This is a genomic window from Photobacterium sp. R1 (assembly GCF_054600795.1).
Genome location: NZ_BAAHZP010000010.1, coordinates 73,292 through 91,551 on the forward strand (window position 1 = coordinate 73,292; position 18,260 = coordinate 91,551).

At 50.7% G+C, this 18,260-nt stretch carries 18 protein-coding genes; 5 read left to right on the plus strand and 13 right to left on the minus strand.

What is annotated here, in order from left to right; genetic code table 11:
- Positions 1 to 10: 10 nt before the first annotated feature.
- Together ACYP03_RS16720 and rnt are read right to left on the minus strand one after the other, a co-directional pair.
- On the minus strand, positions 11 to 1,258 hold the full coding sequence (locus ACYP03_RS16720) for a porin (protein ID WP_459781148.1): 1,248 nt from the start codon (positions 1,256 to 1,258) through the stop codon (positions 11 to 13).
- A 284-nt stretch (positions 1,259 to 1,542) separates the two neighbouring features.
- The gene (gene rnt, locus ACYP03_RS16725) at positions 1,543 to 2,208 is read right to left on the minus strand and encodes a ribonuclease T (RefSeq protein ID WP_248141036.1); all 666 of its coding nucleotides are present in this window, start codon (positions 2,206 to 2,208) and stop codon (positions 1,543 to 1,545) included.
- A 183-nt stretch (positions 2,209 to 2,391) separates the two neighbouring features.
- On the opposite strand from rnt, the gene motY reads away from it, so the two are divergent.
- The gene (gene motY / locus ACYP03_RS16730) at positions 2,392 to 3,279 is read left to right on the plus strand and encodes a flagellar protein MotY (RefSeq protein ID WP_459781151.1); all 888 of its coding nucleotides are present in this window, start codon (positions 2,392 to 2,394) and stop codon (positions 3,277 to 3,279) included.
- Between the two features lie 61 nt (positions 3,280 to 3,340).
- Here motY and ACYP03_RS16735 read toward each other — a convergent pair whose 3' ends face one another.
- Both ACYP03_RS16735 and ACYP03_RS16740 read right to left on the minus strand, forming a co-directional pair.
- Positions 3,341 to 3,784, minus strand: a complete 444-nt coding sequence (locus ACYP03_RS16735; protein ID WP_459781153.1) for a DUF2753 family protein — start codon at positions 3,782 to 3,784, stop codon at positions 3,341 to 3,343.
- A gap of 12 nt (positions 3,785 to 3,796) precedes the next feature.
- Positions 3,797 to 4,408: a superoxide dismutase gene (locus ACYP03_RS16740; protein WP_459781155.1), complete on the minus strand. Its 612-nt coding sequence runs from the start codon at positions 4,406 to 4,408 to the stop codon at positions 3,797 to 3,799.
- Positions 4,409 to 4,583: 175 nt separating this feature from the next.
- On the opposite strand from ACYP03_RS16740, the gene ACYP03_RS16745 reads away from it, so the two are divergent.
- Positions 4,584 to 4,928 carry a hypothetical protein gene (locus ACYP03_RS16745; protein ID WP_459781157.1) on the plus strand — a complete coding sequence of 115 codons (345 nt, stop codon included), beginning with the start codon at positions 4,584 to 4,586 and terminating at the stop codon, positions 4,926 to 4,928.
- A 40-nt stretch (positions 4,929 to 4,968) separates the two neighbouring features.
- Here ACYP03_RS16745 and gloA read toward each other — a convergent pair whose 3' ends face one another.
- The 8 genes from gloA to rsxA all read right to left on the minus strand — a co-directional run bounded on the left by gloA (position 4,969) and on the right by rsxA (position 12,375).
- Positions 4,969 to 5,361 carry a lactoylglutathione lyase gene (gene gloA, locus ACYP03_RS16750; RefSeq protein ID WP_248141028.1) on the minus strand — a complete coding sequence of 131 codons (393 nt, stop codon included), beginning with the start codon at positions 5,359 to 5,361 and terminating at the stop codon, positions 4,969 to 4,971.
- 24 nt (positions 5,362 to 5,385) lie between these two features.
- Positions 5,386 to 6,027: an endonuclease III gene (gene nth / locus ACYP03_RS16755; RefSeq protein ID WP_330959098.1), complete on the minus strand. Its 642-nt coding sequence runs from the start codon at positions 6,025 to 6,027 to the stop codon at positions 5,386 to 5,388.
- A gap of 68 nt (positions 6,028 to 6,095) precedes the next feature.
- On the minus strand, positions 6,096 to 6,800 hold the full coding sequence (locus tag ACYP03_RS16760; protein ID WP_248141026.1) for an electron transport complex subunit E: 705 nt from the start codon (positions 6,798 to 6,800) through the stop codon (positions 6,096 to 6,098).
- A 5-nt stretch (positions 6,801 to 6,805) separates the two neighbouring features.
- On the minus strand, positions 6,806 to 7,438 hold the full coding sequence (gene rsxG, locus ACYP03_RS16765; protein WP_459781270.1) for an electron transport complex subunit RsxG: 633 nt from the start codon (positions 7,436 to 7,438) through the stop codon (positions 6,806 to 6,808).
- Between the two features lie 11 nt (positions 7,439 to 7,449).
- Positions 7,450 to 8,496 (minus strand): electron transport complex subunit RsxD, encoded by a 1,047-nt coding sequence (rsxD, locus tag ACYP03_RS16770; RefSeq protein WP_459781160.1) that lies wholly within the window; start codon positions 8,494 to 8,496, stop codon positions 7,450 to 7,452.
- A 2-nt stretch (positions 8,497 to 8,498) separates the two neighbouring features.
- Positions 8,499 to 11,201 (minus strand): electron transport complex subunit RsxC, encoded by a 2,703-nt coding sequence (gene rsxC, locus ACYP03_RS16775; RefSeq protein ID WP_459781162.1) that lies wholly within the window; start codon positions 11,199 to 11,201, stop codon positions 8,499 to 8,501.
- Between the two features lie 5 nt (positions 11,202 to 11,206).
- Complete coding sequence (gene rsxB / locus ACYP03_RS16780) at positions 11,207 to 11,791, minus strand: electron transport complex subunit RsxB (protein WP_248141023.1); 585 nt, start codon at positions 11,789 to 11,791, stop codon at positions 11,207 to 11,209.
- Between the two features lie 2 nt (positions 11,792 to 11,793).
- The gene (gene rsxA, locus ACYP03_RS16785; RefSeq protein ID WP_027252796.1) at positions 11,794 to 12,375 is read right to left on the minus strand and encodes an electron transport complex subunit RsxA; all 582 of its coding nucleotides are present in this window, start codon (positions 12,373 to 12,375) and stop codon (positions 11,794 to 11,796) included.
- A gap of 668 nt (positions 12,376 to 13,043) precedes the next feature.
- On the opposite strand from rsxA, the gene uvrB reads away from it, so the two are divergent.
- The 3 genes from uvrB (at position 13,044) to ACYP03_RS16800 (ending at position 17,274) form a co-directional block, all read left to right on the plus strand.
- Positions 13,044 to 15,065 carry an excinuclease ABC subunit UvrB gene (gene uvrB, locus ACYP03_RS16790; RefSeq protein WP_248141022.1) on the plus strand — a complete coding sequence of 674 codons (2,022 nt, stop codon included), beginning with the start codon at positions 13,044 to 13,046 and terminating at the stop codon, positions 15,063 to 15,065.
- Positions 15,066 to 15,459: 394 nt separating this feature from the next.
- The gene (luxO, locus tag ACYP03_RS16795; protein WP_459781165.1) at positions 15,460 to 16,914 is read left to right on the plus strand and encodes a quorum-sensing sigma-54 dependent transcriptional regulator LuxO; all 1,455 of its coding nucleotides are present in this window, start codon (positions 15,460 to 15,462) and stop codon (positions 16,912 to 16,914) included.
- Positions 16,915 to 17,274, plus strand: coding sequence for an Hpt domain-containing protein (locus ACYP03_RS16800; RefSeq protein WP_248141020.1), 360 nt, complete (start codon positions 16,915 to 16,917; stop codon positions 17,272 to 17,274).
- Here the strand turns inward: ACYP03_RS16800 and yvcK are convergent.
- Complete coding sequence (yvcK, locus tag ACYP03_RS16805; protein ID WP_459781167.1) at positions 17,236 to 18,135, minus strand: uridine diphosphate-N-acetylglucosamine-binding protein YvcK; 900 nt, start codon at positions 18,133 to 18,135, stop codon at positions 17,236 to 17,238. The two genes, ACYP03_RS16800 and yvcK, sit on opposite strands and share 39 nt — an antisense overlap.
- Positions 18,136 to 18,260: the final 125 nt, after the last annotated feature.

Genomic DNA, 18,260 nt, shown 5'->3' on the forward strand with positions numbered 1-18,260 from the left:
AGCAACTGGCTTAGAAACGGTAGTTAACTTGACCGGAACCAATAATTGCACCGCCCCTGGATTCAAACTTGATGTCATCTTCGGTGAAAGTCAGTTCATCAGCGATCAGATAGGCGATACCAACGTCAACAGACAATTTTGAATTGACGTTGTAGGTGGCACCAGCCGTGAACCAGTTACGGTCAGTATCAGGAATGCTCAGTGTTGGCTGACCTGCTTGCTCGTCGTATGCGTATCCGCCACGAACTGTCCACTCCGGATTGATGGTGTAAGTGGTACCAATCGCGTAGCGGAAAGCGTCGTCATAATCTTCTTCTTTCAGCAGACACAGGCCAGCGTTGTTGTTATAACCCGGAGTACATTGGCTGCCGGTTGCGCGCAGCTCTTCAAATTTGCTGTACTGGGTCCATTGAACACTGTAATGGACAGCCCATTGCGAATTGAGCTGATGAAAACCAGAAAATTCAGCAATCGCCGGAAGGACAACGGTCAGATCGCCCGGGACTTTGTTATTTGGCGTGCCGGTAATACGGCCGGAGTAATCGGTGAAATCGCCGTCAAAGTCCAGGTCTGTTCGTGAGCGATAGCTCAGGCCGAAGCGGTTGTCTTCATCCAGCTCAAAGAGAGCGCCGACATTCCAGCCAAATCCCCAGCTGTCCCCTTCCATGCGAATAGTTTTGTCAGTTGGGTCTGCACCTGGGACAGCAAGTGCGAGATCACCATAATGGCGGTTCAGTTCAGCTTTGCCATAAATTGCGCTGATACCCACACCGAGACTCAGTTGCTCATTCACACGGTAACCAAGGCTCGGATTGAAGTTTACGGTAATCAGAGATGTTTTCCCTGCAAGTGAACCTGCATGGAAAGCTGGGCTGTAGTCTGTCGTAACGCCATAGTTTGAGAACATTCCCAGACCAAATGCCAGCTTGTCATTGATGGGCTGAATATAGTATCCCGCAGGTACAAAGCCCGGAGGTGCGATGTCATTGGCGATCTGATCGCGGTCGACACTTTCCACATCAATCGCCGGGTCAACAATGCTAAAGGCACCAGAAATTGCGCGCTCTTTGAACATGGTCGATGCAGCCGGGTTACGGGCTAAAACTGCGGCGTTGTCTGCAATTGCGGCCTCACCTGCGAAAGCTCGGCCTAGTCCGCTGGCTGAGTGCTCGCCTACCTGGAAACCGGCACTTTGAGCCTGGAGGGACGTCAGCGCGGCGGCCACGGCGAGTGCGGTAACATGAAACTTTTTGGACATTATGCTGCCTCTCTTGTTGTTAATTATTTATCTGCTTCGCGTTCTTCAATCCATGAAGGAAAGGTGAATCTGCTCATACCGGTGAAGTATAAGGATTCGATACACTAATGTTAACCATATGTAACAGGTCGTTTTATGCCTGAACAGAGGTTTTGGACGGTGTATTATTAAATTATGTTTAAAACATATGTTTGACTTTTGTGCAGTGAATTAATTTGTCTCAGAAAAGTGCCCAGCATTGCTGGGCTTTGGTAAGAGGTCTGATGAGTGTTGGCTCAGGAACGTCAGGCTTGTGCGGCATCATCTGTTTGAAGCGGTGCGACAGGCCATCCGCCTAATTTTTTCCATTTGTTAACGATCTCACAAAATAATTCTGCGGTTCGTTCCGTATCATAGAGAGCTGAGTGGGCTTCTTTGTTATCAAATGGGATCCCGGCCGCCTCGCAAGCTTTCGCCAGCACCGTTTGTCCGAATGCAAGGCCACTGAGTGCCGCTGTGTCAAACGTCGCAAACGGATGGAAAGGGATACGTTTCAGACTGGCGCGTTCTGAGGCTGTCATAACGAAGCTGTGATCAAAATTTGCGTTATGGGCAACCATAATGGCACGGGAACAGCCGGCCGCTTTCTGCTCTTTGCGGATTTCTTTGTAGATTTCTTTCAGGGCTTCTTCTTCAGAAACAGCACCACGTAAAGGGCTGAAAGGATCTTTAATCCCATTGAAGTCCAGCGCTTCCTGATGAATCACGGCACCTTCAAAAGGGGTGATATGAAAATGCATTGTGCTGGCAGGTTTGAGCCATCCATCTTCGTCCATGGTTAAAGTGACGGCACAAATCTCAAGCAGGGCATCTGTACTGGCATTGAAACCGGCAGTTTCCACATCGACGACGACAGGGAAGAAACCACGAAAGCGACTTTTCAGGGTATTTGTTGTGTTTTCTTGGCTCATGATAATGCTGTTGAAAAAAAAGAGGCCCGCATTATGTCAGATCTGGCCGTGAAGCTAAACCCTAACCCCAAAGAGTAAAAATTATTGATACAGAGCCATAAAGCGAAAACAGGGTTAAAGATTTTGCACCAGAATCCGATACAATACTCAGTTCTTGCAAGTAGGTTGACCGGGATGAAAAAAATGACGTTGCCATTAAAGCTGGGGGCTTTGTCTTTAGCACTGATAGGAGCCTGTTCACCGGCCTGGGCAGGAAAATATTATGTCGCGACACCCGGAGACTCGACTTGGGAGATGGCGGTCGATACCCCTTTAGAATGCCGGCTTCAGCATCAGATTCCGAATTTTGGCCAGGCTGAGTTTACTGCCCGCGCCAGTAAAAAAATGAATCTTGATTTTGAGCTTCAGATGCGTCGTCCGCTGGGGCAGACGAGTAATGTAACTCTGGTGTCGATGCCACCGCGATGGCGTCCCGGAGAAGCCGCCGAGCCTTTGGCGAAGCTGAAATTTTTCAAACAGTTTGATGGTTACGTCGGCGGACAGACAGCCTGGACCATGTTGTCGGAACTGGAAGAAGGGAAAATCCCTACATTCAGTTATCCCGACTGGCAGCACAGAAACGAACGAGTTGAAGTTGGGCTGTCAGCCGTTGCATTTAACATCGGATACAAAACTTTCAGCAGTTGTTTGGCGAATTTGTTGCCATACAACTTTGAAGATATTTCTTTCACCGTCCTTCACTATGACAAAAACAGCGATGAGCTGAACAAGGCATCGCAGAAACGGCTTGCGCAAATTGCTGACTTCATCAAGTACAGCACGGATATTGATTTGGTGCTTGTTGCGACTTACAGCGATGCTTCCGGCGGTAAGAATACCAATCAGACCCTGTCTGAACGCCGGGCTGAGAAGCTGGAGCAGTACTTTGTGTCTTTAGGATTGCCGAAAGATCGGATTCAGGTGCAGGGGTTTGGCGAACGTCGTCCGATTGCGGACAACGGAACACCAATTGGACGGAATAAAAACCGCCGCGTGGTGATTTCCATGGGCAGAACCTCAAGTCTGATGTAAGGCGGCATGATCCGGCCATCCGGAAGGAATCGACTCCGGATGGGCTGGTTTTGGTTTCAACTCACTGTAAACGGAACCGGGCAATCAGTTCGCACTGATTTGAGGTTGTGATCTGTGCAACCTGCTGAGCGATTCTCGGATCCGGATGGCGTTTGAGAAAGTCGATCAGTGCCGATTTGCAGCAACCAATCGAGCTGATAAAGGCTTCACAGTCACGGTGAGGGCATTGCGGAATCAGTGTCATTATTTGCTCTGATGCCAGCTGAAGGTATTTGAGTTCATACTCATTGTCCCCCTGTTTCTGCCAAAAGTTTGCCATGTTATGGCAGGCCGTGACCTGAATTGTCAGTAGTTCTTCGAGCTCATCCAGATTTCCTGCAGTCGGTCTTAATTGCTGAGATTCAGCCAGAGCCAGCTGATAGTGGATGACCGACATCATGGGCTTATTGGCCTTTTCTGCCTCTAAAGCCATTAACGTATGCATTTCCCACCGTGACACGTTCATAGGACGCTCCTGTTATCGTTGCAGTGTATCCAGGTAGTTTTGTTCGATCTGATTCCAGTCCACCACATGCCACCAGGCATCAATGTAATCTGGACGTTTGTTCTGGTAGCTCAGATAGTACGCATGTTCCCATACATCCAGTGCCAGAATCGGTATGCCGGGCTTTTCTGCGACATCCATCAGCGGATTGTCCTGGTTGCTGGTGGATGAGATCTCCAGCCGGCCTTCTGCGACAGACAGCCAGATAAAACCAGACCCGAAATGGGTCGCTGCGGTATCTGAGAAAGCCGTTTTAAAATCTTCGAAACTCCCGAAATGACAGCGAATCGCTTCAGCCAGTAAGCCGCCGGGCTGGCCGCCGCCTTGAGGCGACATACATTGCCAGTAAAGGTTATGGTTAAAAAAACCTCCGCCATGGTTTCTGACGGCCGGGCTGTGCTCAGATACCCGGGCAAAAATCGTTTCCAGGCTTTGATGCTCCAGCTCTGTCCCTTGAATTGCAGCCATGAATTTATCAAAGTATGTCTTGTGGTGGCGGCTGTAGTGCACTTCCATTGTTTTCGCATCAATGTAAGGTTCGAGTGCATCAAAGGGATAAGGCAGGGCAGGGAAGTGGAATGACATGGTGGTTCTCCTGTAAGAAATACCAATAGATGATAATGAGATCGATTATCAATATCAACTGAATGATGATCACTGTTCTCACAATTGAAGCTGAGAGAAAGGCAAAACACGCTAGATTGATAGAAGTAAGGATCAAAGATTCAATACAGATAAATGGAAAAAGCGTGGTGAAAATATGAAATGGCAACTCTTGGCTATCTCGGTGCTTTTGACTGCCACTTCCGGGCTTGCAGAAGAAAAATATCTCAATGACAGCGACATAGAGGTATTAAAAGAGAAAGTGGCTGAGGCAACTCAGGCTCAGTTGATTACCAAAGAGCAGGCCGAAGAAATGGCGCTGAATAAAGCGGCAACTTATGAAGTGTTCAGCTCCGTCAGTGCAGAAAACCTGACAGAAAATGTACTGGAGAAGCTGAAAAGGTCAGATATGCCATATTATTCAGTGGAAGTCATAGAGCCTGGCAATCAGGATGAAACTTACCGGGTGGAGGTAACGGAGTACTTTGGCAAGGTGGAATAAAGACAGACAGGGCAGGTTGATCCTGCCCTGATTTGTTGGGTCAGCTGCGCTGGATCAGCTCAATCTGGTAACCATCCGGGTCACGGACAAAAGCAATATGTGTTGTCCCGCCTTTGACTGGTCCCGGTTCACGCGTCACATTCCCGCCTGATGCTTTGATTGCATCACAGGTCGCATAGATATCTTCAACCCCAATGGCGATATGACCGTACGCGGTTCCCATGTCATATTCGCTGGTGCCCCAGTTATAGGTCAGTTCAATGACAGCGCCTTCTGACTCGTCGGAATAGCCGACGAAAGCAAGTGTGTACTGATAGGCTTCGTTCTCTGATTTTCTCAGCAGCTTCATGCCCATGACATCGGTATAGAACGCGATAGAACGGTCAAGATCACCCACACGCAGCATGGTGTGCAAAATACGTCCGTTAGCCATGAATCTCTCCTCTGTTTTTTGGGCTTATTCAGCCGGATAGACTTTTTCTTTAAATTCGCAGAGATCCTCGATGATACAACTGCCGCAGCGAGGTTTTCTGGCAATACAGGTATAACGGCCATGCAGGATCAGCCAGTGATGGACGTCAACTTTGAACTCTTTGGGAACGACTTTCAGCAGTTTTTGCTCTACTTCGTCGACATTCTTGCCCATTGCAAATTTGGTCCGGTTAGAAACCCTGAAAATATGGGTATCGACGGCAATGGTTGGCCAGCCAAAAGCCGTGTTCAGAACAACATTCGCGGTTTTACGACCGACGCCCGGCAGTGCTTCCAGTGCTTCCCGGCTTTCCGGTACTTCCCCGCCGTGTTGCTCGACCAGAATGCGGCAGGTTTTGATGACATTCTCGGCTTTTGAGTTAAACAGGCCAATGGTTTTGATGTATTCCTTCACGCCATCGACACCCAGTGCCAGCATGGCTTTCGGAGTGTTGGCAATCGGATACAGTTTGTCTGTCGCTTTGTTTACGCTGACATCGGTTGCCTGCGCAGACAGCAAGACAGCGATCAGCAATTCGAAGGGAGTGCTCCAGTTCAGCTCGGTCTCAGGGTGCGGGTTATTCTCCCGCAGTCGCTCAAGGATTTGAACGCGTTTCTGGTTGTTCATGTTCGCTCCCAGGTTCAGCAGGGCAGCTTCCGGCACAGTTGAGTGTGTAGGGATGCCGGAAGCATTGATTAGTTGACTGAAGTGATCCGTACCCGTTCAATTTCAGGTTTCGTCTCAGCAGCTTTCACTTTTTCTGCCCGTTTCCTGTCGATGATATTTTTCAGGGCAATGAGGAAACCGACGCCAATAAAGGCGCCTGGCGGCAGCATGGCCAGCAGGAAGTTATTCTCGGTACTGAAGACTTCAATCCGCAGGACGGAGGCCCAGTCACCGAGAAGCCGGTCAGCACCATCGAACAGGGTGCCATTGCCCAGAATTTCCCGGCCGGCACCCAGCACAACCAGCACCGCGGTCATCCCAAGGCCCATCCACAGGCCGTCTATCACGGCAGGCATGGGGGCATTCTTGGAAGCAAAAGACTCGGCACGGCCAATGATGATGCAATTGGTGACGATTAACGGGATAAAAATACCCAGTGATAAAAACAAACCATAGGTATAAGCGTTCATCAGCAGCTGAACACAAGTCACCAAAGCGGCAATGATCATCACGAAGATCGGAATACGAACTTCATTGGGAACCCATTCCCGGATCAGCGAGACGATCAGGTTCGAGCCCACCAGGACCAGGGTGGTGGCAATGCCAAGGCCCAGCGCATTTGTAACCGTTGCAGAGACAGCCAGCAGCGGGCACAGCCCGAGCAACTGAACAATCGCCGGGTTGTTATGCCACAGGCCGTTGGCCATCAGTTCTTTATTTGGCGTGGAACTCATCGGTATCAGGCTCCTTCGCAGTGAGTCGGTTGAGTGAACAGCATGTCACTGTGTTTCTCAAAATAGAGTGACACCCGTTTTACAGCGTTGACGACAGCGCGTGGTGTAATGGTTGCCCCGGTGAACTGGTCAAAGTCGCCACCATCTTTACGAACGGCCCATCGGGGGTCTTTTTCCCCTTCAAGTTTGCGCCCGGTGAAACTGTAAATCCAGTGTGTGATCCGGGTGTCGATTTTATCGCCCAGCCCCGGGGTTTCCTGATGAGCCAGCACCCGGACACCCGTGACCGTGCCGGTCATGTCCAGGCCGACAATCAGCTTGATCGCGCCGTTGTAACCGTCCGGTGCAATGGCTTCAATGGCAGCACCGCTCGGCTGACCGTCTTTAGTCGCCAGATAGGCCGGCATCGGATCACTGGTGCCCAGATAATCTTGCTGCTGAATGAGTGTGCAGCTTTTATAGATTTCATTGTCGTGGCTATCTTCAGGAATGACCTGATTGAGGACCTGGAGCAGTTGTTTCTGTTCCTGCTCCTGAATACGTGATGCGGTGACCTGGTGGGTGAGGGCAACCAGGGCGGTTGCCAGTAAAGCTGAAACCGCCAGGATTCCCCCGTTTTTCTGCATGTTCTTCAGTATCATGAGGACTCCTATGAATGGCCGTAGGTTCGCGGACGGGTGTAATAATCGATCAACGGCACACACATGTTTGCCAGAAGGACGCTGAAGGCAACGCCATCCGGGAAACCGCCAAAGGTACGGATCAGATAGGTCAGAATGCCGATCATGGCACCAAAAATCAGTCGTCCGCGGGTGGTGGTGGACGCAGATACCGGATCGGTGGCAATAAAAAATGCACCCAGCATGGTCGCACCGGAAAACAGGTGGACAAGCGGGGAGGCTGTGCCGTCAGGACTGATGATATAGCCTAACGTGCTGATGACAAACAGGGCAGCCAGCATAGCGACCGGGATCTGCCATTGAATAATGCGCAGCTTCAGCAGCACCAGTCCACCCAGCAGAAAGCCGATGTTGACCCATGTCCAGCCGATACCTGCCAGCGTGCCGAATACCGGGCTGTTCATGCCTTCGGTTGCTGTAAATCCTGCTTTCATGGCCGTTTTGATGGTGTCCAGCGGGGTGGCCATGGTGACACCATCAATGCCGTTTCGGAGCTGATGAACACTGAATCCGTCTGCGGTGAATCCGGTGAACATGACCTGCAGGCTTTCCATCAGGGTGACCGGATGATCGCTGATAGCGGCTGGCGGCAGCCAGGAAGTCATCGGAACCGGGAATGAAATCAGCAGAACGACATAGGCAACCATGGCCGGGTTGAACAGGTTCTGACCCAGTCCGCCGTAGAGGTGTTTGGCGATCACCACAGCAAAGAAAATACCGATTACCGTGATCCACCAGGGCGCCAGAGGCGGGATGGACAGGCCGAGCAGCACGCCGGTTAACAGAGCACTGTTATCTCTGACCTGACGGAGCGGACGTTGACGCAGTGCCAGAATGATGGTTTCAGCCAGGACGGCAAGGCAACCGGCAAACAGGACCTGAAAGACAACTCCCCAACCGAAAAAATACCATTGCGCGGCAAAACCGAGACCGCAGCAAAGAATGACGTTACGCATGATGTCATGCGTGCTGCGACGGCTGTGGGCATGGGGAGAACTGGCAATATTAAAAGCCACGGTTAGTTATCCTCGTTTGATTCTTGTTGATTATCTGTTTGCTTTCGTGCCGCTTCCTGAGCGGCTTTCCGTGCTTTGGCACGGGCGATGGCGGCAGCAACTGCTGCTTTTTTCGGATCTTCTGACGGGACATCAGGCACAGCCGTTTTTTCTGATTCAGCTTCTGATGAATTGCTGTCAGATGGCTCGGGCTGTTTCTTTGCCTGTTGTGCTGCTTTGCGTGCTTTGGCGCGTGCAATGGCAGCAGCAACTGCGGCCTTTTTGGGATCGACCGTCTCGCCTGGTTCTGCCGAAGGCTCTGTTGGAGCAACTTTGGGTTCTGTAGCAGCCTCAATGTCTGAAGACGCCGATTCCGAGTTGCTTTGTTGAGTTGCTTTGCGAGCTTTGGCACGTGCAATGGCTGCAACAACTGCGGCCTTTTTGGGATCGACCGCCTCGCCGGGTTCTGCCGAAGGCTCTGTTGGAGCAACTTTGGGTTCTGTAGCAGCCTGATTGTCTGAAGACGCCGTTTCTGAATTGTCTTGTTGAGCTGCTTTACGAGCCTTGGCACGTGCTATCGCAGCGGCAACAGCAGCTTTTTTCGGATCGGTTGCCTGTTCCGGGGATTCAGTTGCTTCCGCTTGAGCAGCAGGTGGCTGCTCAGCCGATTGTGCAGCCTTACGGGCTTTGGCACTTGCAATGGCAGCAGCGACGGCAGCTTTTTTCGCGTCTCCTGCATTGTCAGACGCGTCAGGTGCTGCGGTTTGTGACTCAGTCTCAGCCTTGGACTCAGGCGGTTGTGAAGCTTTCTGAGCAGCTTTCCGTGCTTTGGCACGGGCAACGGCTGCGGCGACGGCATCTTTCTTCTCTTCAGCGTCTGCGCTTCCGGTTCCTTGCGCCGCTTTTCGGGCTTTGGCGCGGGCAACAGCCGCCGCAACGGCGGCTTTTTTGTCCTCAGGTGCAGGTGAGGCCGCTGTGGTTTTTTCTTCCGAAGCGGCCCTGGCGGCTTTTCGTTCCCGGGCTTCTTGTTTACGCTGCTCCCGTAACTTCGCCATTTCACTGTTGTCTGGCAGCACTGTGTCGCCGGGTGCAGCGGGCTGGGTATTTGCCAGAGCCTCTGCTTGTTTGGCTTTTGCTTTGGCAATTGCTGCCGCAACGGCAGGTTTGACTTCCGGACCTGCGGCATCGGCTTCTTTTTTCGCTTTCACACGAGCAATGGCAGCGGCAACGGCATCATCTCCGCCTTTGGCAGCCATGTCTTTCCGGCGCTGATCTGCAGCTTTCTTGAAGCGTTGTTCGCGCTCTTCTTTTTCGCGTTCCAGACGTTCTTTCTTGGCTTCAAATCGCTGTTTGGCGCGGTCCGCGCTGAGTTCATCCTGTTTGCGGTGGCGAATTTCTGCTTTAGCCTGACGGTAATAATGCACCAGCGGTATTTCACTTGGGCAGACATACGCACAGGCACCGCATTCAATACAGTCGAACAGGTTGTATTCTTCACACTTGTCATAGTCGCCGTCTTTGGCGTACCACTGTAACTGTTGGGGTAGCAGGGAGACAGGGCAGGCTTCTGCACAGGCCGTACAACGGATACAGGACATTTCGTCGCTGGAAGCACTCAGCTCTTTGCGGCTGGGGGCCAGAATACAGTTCGCTGTTTTTGTGATTGGCACGCCGGTGTGGGGGAGGGTGAATCCCATCATCGGTCCGCCCATGATCACGCGCGGCAGTTTTTTATCCAGCTTGTATCCAAAGCGATGCAAAAGAAACTGAACCGGGGTACCCAGCAGTGCCCAGGTGTTGCCGGGTTCTTTGATTGTCTGCCCGGTGACGGTCACAACTCGCTGAATCAGGGGCTCACCGTTTATGACGGCGCGTTTGATGGCATGTGCCGTGCCGATGTTTTGCATCATGATGCCAATATCCGCAGGGATGCCCTGCGTTGGCACTTCACGGCCGGTGAGAATCTTAATCAGCTGCTTTTCACCGCCGGACGGGTATTTGGTCGGAATCACCCGGATCAGGATGTTGTCTTCTGCCGTGACCACCTGCGTCAGTGCCTGAATGGCTTCGGGCTTGTTATCTTCAATCCCGATGACCGTCATTTTGGGATTCAGGATGTGGCTGATGATACGGATCCCTTCAACAATCTCGTCAGCATGGTCCTGCATCAGGCGATCGTCGGCAGTGATGTAAGGCTCACATTCCGCGGCATTGATAATCAGCAGATCCGTTTTACCCAGCGCGCTCTGGAGTTTACGCGCGGTCGGGAAACCGGCTCCGCCCATTCCGGAGATACCGCAAGTGCGGATATGTTCAATCAGATCTGCCGGCTCAGTCTGGCGGTAATCTGAAAGGGGATGTTTGTCACCCCAGCGGTCTTCGCCGTCTGGCTTAAGCACGATACAGCGATCTGATAATCCGGAAGGATGTGCAATCGTGCGTGATTCAATGGCTCTGATCACCCCTGAAGTCGGGGCATGTACAGGCACACTCAGTGCCACATCTGTACGGGTTAATACCTGTCCTTTCAGCACTTTGTCGCCGACATTCACACAAAGGCTGCCTACGGCACCCAGATGCTGTTTGAGCGGAATGATGAGTTCTTCTGGCAGTGCAGCTTGCGCAATCGGCTGCTGATTGGATTGTGTTTTTTGCTCAGGCGGATGGATGCCACCCGGGAAATCCCAGAGTTTTCCCAGTTTTAATTGTTCAATAATAGACAGCATGACGGTTATTCTACCTTATGGCCGTGGTGCTCAGTGGCAGGAAGGTTGACCACAGGGATTTGGTCCAGATTCCAGCGCCAGCTTTCAGGCGTCGACTCGACAGGGATCATCTCAATACAATCTGTCGGGCAAGGGGCCACACAGAGATCGCAGCCAGTACATTCTTCTTTAATCACGGTATGCAGTGCTTTCGTTGCACCGGCAATCGCATCGACCGGACAGGCCTGAATACACTTGGTACAGCCAATACACATATCTTCGTGAATGAACGCGACTTTTTTGATGCTTTTTTCCGCATCATGGGCTGAGTCTTTAACTTCAACACCCATCAGGTCGGCCAGTTTTTCAATAGTTGCCTGGCCACCCGGCGGGCATTTATTGATCTCATCACCGTTGGCTATGGCTTCGGCATAAGGTCGGCAACCGGGGTATCCGCACTGACCGCATTGTGTCTGCGGTAAAATCGCATCAATTTGTTCCACAATCGGATCCGCTTCGACTTTGAAACGAATCGCTGCAAAACCCAGAATCAGTCCGAAGATCGCTGCCAGAATTGCGATAGCGATAATGGCAATTAAAATTCCACTCATAACTACAGTTTCACTAATCCGGTAAAGCCCATAAAGGCAAGCGACATCAAACCAGCCGTGATCATCGCAATGGATGCGCCTTTGAATGGTGAGGGAACATCCGCTGCAGCAATCCGTTCACGCATCGCCGCAAAGAGCACCAGAACCAGAGAGAAACCGACCGCGGCACCGAAACCGTATACGACAGACTCAATGAAGTTATGGCGTTCGTTGATGTTGAGCAACGCGACGCCAAGCACCGCACAGTTTGTTGTGATGAGCGGGAGAAAAATCCCCAACAGGCGATACAGCGTCGGACTGGTTTTGTGCACAACCATCTCTGTGAACTGGACGACAACCGCGATGACCAGAATGAAGCTTAAGGTTCGCAGGTACTGAATCCCCAGCGGCTGAAGGATATAGGCTTCAACCAGATACGCGCAGACAGAGGCCAGGGTCAGCACAAAGGTCGTTGCCAGTCCCATGCCAATTGCAGTTTCCAGTTTTTTTGAGACGCCCATGAAAGGGCACAGTCCAAGAAATTTGACCAGAACAAAGTTGTTGACTAAAACAGTGCCGATCAGAAGGAGCAGGTATTCCGTCATACCATCTTTTTTAATGCTTGCCAGTAATCCGACCATTATCTGCCTTTGTGATGGCTATAACAACTCCTCAGCGCAGGGGTTTTTCAAGGTTGCTGTATTTTTCAGCAAAATTTGAGTCAGATTTGGGTGAAAAATCGATTTAGTTCTTGTGAGAAAAAAGCACTTGATCTTTGTTAAAGCAGAGGACACAAGGGGTTGGCTCACTTATCCACGGAAACTGTGGATAAGTATGTTGATTGAGTTCGGGAAAATCCATTTTTGATTAAATTTCATTCTGAGTTGTTACTTTGTAATCGATATCATGCTTTGGTGCTAATGCACTGTTTCATAGGCGTAAGGCGATCGTCAAAAATATGGCGAGGGTTGGTTTGAGTAGATGCTCTAGACGCAGAGATCAGCAAGTTGGGCTTGTGCATTAAAAAATACAGACTGAGGATATGCTGTGGATGAAGTTGTATTCCCAGAGGGAATGCCGATGCAGGGGATCAGATGTGTTAATCACATTTTTTTGACGCCAGAGACATCAAAGAGAAGCGTATTGAGGTGCGTGATACTACGCCGATAATAAGGTCGGGTCAACTACTGATTTTTTCTTTCTTGGTTGACAACCATGACGGCGGCAGCACAATGGGAACAGAATCTTTTCTGTACCTTTTCTGGAATTTGTCATGAGTAAAGCGTTCAATCTGGCTGCCGCTTTTGCCCCTGCGGGAGATCAGCCCACGGCTATACATCAGTTACTGGAAGGCCTGGATTCGGGTCTCGCTCACCAGACCCTGCTTGGTGTGACCGGGTCTGGTAAAACCTTTACCATGGCGAATGTGATCGCTTCCGCGAATCGTCCTACACTGATTCTTGCACCCAATAAAACGCTGGCAGCACAGCTCTACGGTGAGATGAAGGAGTTCTTCCCGAATAATGCCGTGGAATACTTTGTGTCTTACTACGATTACTACCAGCCTGAAGCCTACGTGCCCTCAACCGATACTTTTATCGAGAAAGATGCTTCCGTGAATGCGCATATTGAACAGATGCGTCTTTCTGCAACCAAAGCGCTGATGGAACGCAGGGATGTGGTGATTATTGCTTCTGTTTCTGCCATTTATGGTCTGGGTGATCCGGATTCATATCTTAAGATGATGCTGCATGTGCGTCGCGGTGATGTACTGGACCAAAGGGATATTCTGCGTCGTCTGGCAGAACTGCAATACACCCGGAATGATTTGGCATTTGAGCGCGGTACCTTCAGGGTACGAGGCGAGGTCATCGATATTTTTCCTGCGGAGTCTGAAAACGATGCGATACGGATTGAGCTCTTTGATGATGAAGTGGACTGTATCAGCAGTTTTGACCCGCTGACAGGTGCGGTGATCCAGAAAGACTTACCGCGCGCAACCATCTATCCGAAAACGCACTACGTTACACCGCGTGAACGGATCCTGGAAGCGGTCGAGCATATCAAAACCGATCTGGAAATTCGCCGGAAACAGTTGATTGAGAATAATAAGCTGATTGAAGAGCAGCGGATCACGCAGCGTACTCAGTTTGACCTGGAGATGATGCACGAGCTGGGGTATTGCTCGGGGATCGAAAACTATTCCCGTTACCTGAGTGGCCGGGCCGAAGGAGAGCCGCCTCCGACGCTGTTTGATTACCTGCCGCCGGATGGCCTGCTGATTATTGATGAATCTCACGTGACGGTTTCGCAGATTGGTGCGATGTTCCGCGGTGACCGCTCCCGGAAGGAAAATCTGGTGGAATACGGGTTCCGCCTGCCTTCGGCTCTGGATAACCGGCCGCTGAAATTTGAAGAGTTTGAGTCTCTGGCCCCACAAACCATTTATGTTTCGGCAACGCCAGGCAATTATGAACTGGAAAAATCCGAAGGGGATATTGCAGAGCAGGTGGTGCGTCCGACGGGCTTGCTGGATCCGGAAATTGAGGTTCGTCCTGTTGCAACCCAGGTCGATGATCTGTTGTCTGAAATCCGGATCCGGGAAGCGAAGAATGAGCGGGTCCTGGTCACAACGCTGACCAAGCGCATGGCGGAAGACTTAACCGAATATCTGGATGAGCATGGGGTGCGGGTGCGTTATCTGCACTCTGACATTGATACAGTCGAACGTGTTGAGATCATTCGCGATTTGCGACTGGGTGAATTTGATGTGCTGGTGGGGATCAACCTGCTCCGGGAAGGTCTGGATATGCCGGAAGTGTCTCTGGTTGCGATTCTGGATGCAGATAAAGAAGGCTTCCTGCGTTCAGAGCGCTCATTGATCCAGACGATTGGTCGTGCAGCGCGAAACTTATCCGGGAAAGCGATTCTTTATGCTGACCGCATGACGGGCTCCATGCAGCGGGCCATTGGCGAGACTGAACGCCGTCGTGAAAAACAACATGCATACAATCTGGAGCGTGGGATTACACCGCAGGCACTGAACAAGCAGGTTGCTGATATTATGGAGTTGGGCCAGGGACGTACCCGACGCGCCAGTAAAGCGGAGCAATTACATAAAGTTGCTGAACGTAAGGGCAGCTACAGTGTGATGTCTCCACAGGAGCTGGAAGTTGAAATCCAGAAACTGGAAGCCCAGATGTACGATATGGCGCAGAATCTGGAATTTGAAAAAGCAGCTCAGCTGCGGGATCAGATTCATGCACTGCGGGAACAGTTTATCGCGAACAGCTAAACTGATGGTTGTGATCCGGAGGCAGCAACATTGTGCCTCCGCTGTCTCTTGCCAAATTTCAGGTAAAAAAAAGCCAACCGCAAATATGTTCGGTTGGCATCATTGTTTAAGTGAAAATATTCCACAAACAACGTCAGTTGGCTAGGTTGACTCTATCAGAGTCGTATTTATAGATGCACTAAGTGTGCCAACTTTTTTGCCTGAGCAAAAAGACGTGATTTGGCATTTTTCCCCACATTCCTCGCACAAAAAAGTTATACTGAATATGTTGTTTTGCATTTTGCAAACCGATTTGCAATGCGAAATAGTAAACTGCAAGGGACAGGGAAAATTTGCAGGTCACTATTTTTCTATTGATTACAATTACATCAATATTGTCTGCATCGGAGGATGAATGGATAGCAAGCAGAAAGTGCGGCAGGTATTAATGGTCGAAGACACAGCGTCTGTCGCGGCCTTATATAAATCCTACCTCAATCCTCTCGGGCTGAATGTAAATATCGTCGGGACAGGGGCGGATGCGCTGAAGGCGATGAAAGCTTCGGTACCTGATTTAATTCTGCTGGATTTGCGTTTACCGGATATGACCGGCATGGAAGTGCTTGAAGATGTCCGCGGTAATCATCCTGAACTGCCTGTCGTGATCATGACGGCACATGGCTCCATTGATGTTGCGGTGGAAGCGATGCGTTTTGGCGCAAAAGATTTCCTGATCAAACCCTGTGAAGCTGACCGGTTACGTATTACGGTGAACAATGCGCTGAAGCGTGACAAAGACGACAGCAAAACACGCACAAACCTTACGCAAGGTGCGCAATATCAAGGGTTTATCGGAACCAGCTTACCGATGCAGGCGGTTTATCGTGTGATTGAGTCGGCCGCTTCCAGCCGGGCGACCGTGTTTATCACCGGTGAAAGTGGTACAGGGAAAGAAGTGTGTGCTGAGGCGGTTCATGCAGCAAGTCCGCGTTCGAACATGCCTTTTGTCGCTCTGAACTGTGCGGCAATTCCAAAAGAACTGATTGAGAGTGAACTCTTTGGTCATGTAAAGGGGGCTTTCACCGGCGCATTGACTGAAAGGCAGGGAGCTGTCGAACTAGCGAACAAGGGAACACTTTTTCTTGATGAGCTTTGCGAAATGGATCTTGATTTGCAAAGCAAATTGCTACGGTTCATTCAAACGGGTACGTATCAAAAGGTCGGATCCTCGGTGACCAATTCGGTGGATGTCCGTTTTGTCTGTGCAACGAACCGGAATCCCTGGGAAGAAGTGAAGCAGGGGCGTTTTCGGGAGGACCTGTATTATCGTCTGCATGTGATTCCGATCAGTTTACCGCCTCTACGTGAACGTGGTGACGATGTCATTGAAATTGCTCATGCTTTGCTGGGACATATTTCAGTGGAGGAAAGTAAACGGTTCTGCCGGTTCTCTCCCGAGGTACTTGAACGCTTCCGTCAGCACGCCTGGCCGGGTAATGTTCGAGAGCTGCAGAACGTGATCCGTAATATCGTTGTACTCAATGATGGTGAAGAAGTACTCACACAAATGCTCCCGCCATCGGTATCCTCTGATTCTGGCGCCGAAATTGCATCATTGAAAAGAGAGCCCACCTCTTCTGTATCAGAAGCCGGGGCGGTGCATCAACATATGGGTACACCGTCAGCGGTGACTCCTGGCCAGATAGAGCCTTTGTGGCAAGTAGAGAAGCGGACGATTCAGCATGCAATTGCTGCCTGTGACGGGAATATTCCGAGGGCAGCAGGATTACTGGAAGTCAGTCCCTCTACGATTTATCGAAAGTTACAGGCTTGGCAAGAGGCCGAGAGTAGTCAAAGGGAGAGCGATTAAATGACTGCCATGATTAATCAAGCAACACTGAAGAAACTGGCTGAAGAAGTTGGTCAGGAAACTGTTGCACTCTTGCTTGAAGTATTCAGCGGTGAGTTAGAGCAGTACTTACAGCAACTGGCTGAACAGCCCAGCGTGATGCAAATCAGAGAGATCAGCCATGCGATTAAAAGCAGCGCTGCCAGTTTCGGAGCTGATGACCTGGCGCAAATGGCCCAGGAGTGTGAATCACGTGTCAAACAGGGGCAAGAAAACTGGGTGAGTGAACACTTACCTGAGCTGCAGAAGTTAGTGGGCGATATGGCTGAGCAATATCGTCATCTAGCTTCGGATCAGGAGGCTTTCAACCGCATTTTTTAGCATCTGTCTGTCATGACGCCATTCGTGGTTGCGGGAGGCAAACTCCCCAACCACCTGGTCATATTCAGCGGAAAGTTCTGGTCTGTGCTTATCGGACAATAATCCATCGATCTTCCTTCCACCCATTGCCCTTTCACACCAGTGAATCATGGTTTCCATCGACATGTTTCCCGCCGGGCCATTTTCTTTGTCTAAATTGGTGATGAAATAAACCGGCGCTTTGCAGACTTTCAGTTCGTGGGCGAGATCGCTCAGTAAGAGCGGCGGCATCACACTGGTCAGAAAACTGCCTGGACCCAGCAGGATCAGGTCGGCTTGTTTGATCGCCGACAGGGCTTCTTTTGTTGCTGGCACAGAAGGCTCAATCAGCAGACGTTTCGGCACTTGCTGTAATTCATCAATACTGGTTTCCCCACTGATAATACTGCCATCCGGTAACCAGGCTGCCAGATCCGTCGGGTGCTCAGACATCGGCAGAATGTGAGTTTCGACGTGCAGCATTTCCCGGATCAGGTTGATTGCCTCCAGCGGGCGAATACATAAATTATCGAGTGCTGTCAGGATCAGATTTCCCAGATTATGGCCGTTGAGCTCGCCATCACCTCGGAACCTGTATTCAAAGAGCATTGAACCAATTGAAGGCTCAGTGATCAGCTGATTGATACAATTTCTAGTATCGCCCCAGGCTATTCCCCCCATTGAGGCACGAATACGACCGGTCGATCCGCCATTATCTGTTGTGGTCACAATACCGGTGACGTTCGAACCGAAAGCGGAGAGGGAAGACAGGATGCGACCCAGTCCGTGACCGCCACCGATCGCGACAACTTTATGACTGGAATAGATGGATTGGCTGGCCATTATGAATCATGCTCTTAGGTAATCAAGGGGTCCGGAACAGTGTACTCAAGGCTGGACAGTGAGGAAAGGGCTTTGGATGAATTGGGTGACAAGCAGGGAAGTTTGGCGGCGAGTCATGCGCTCTG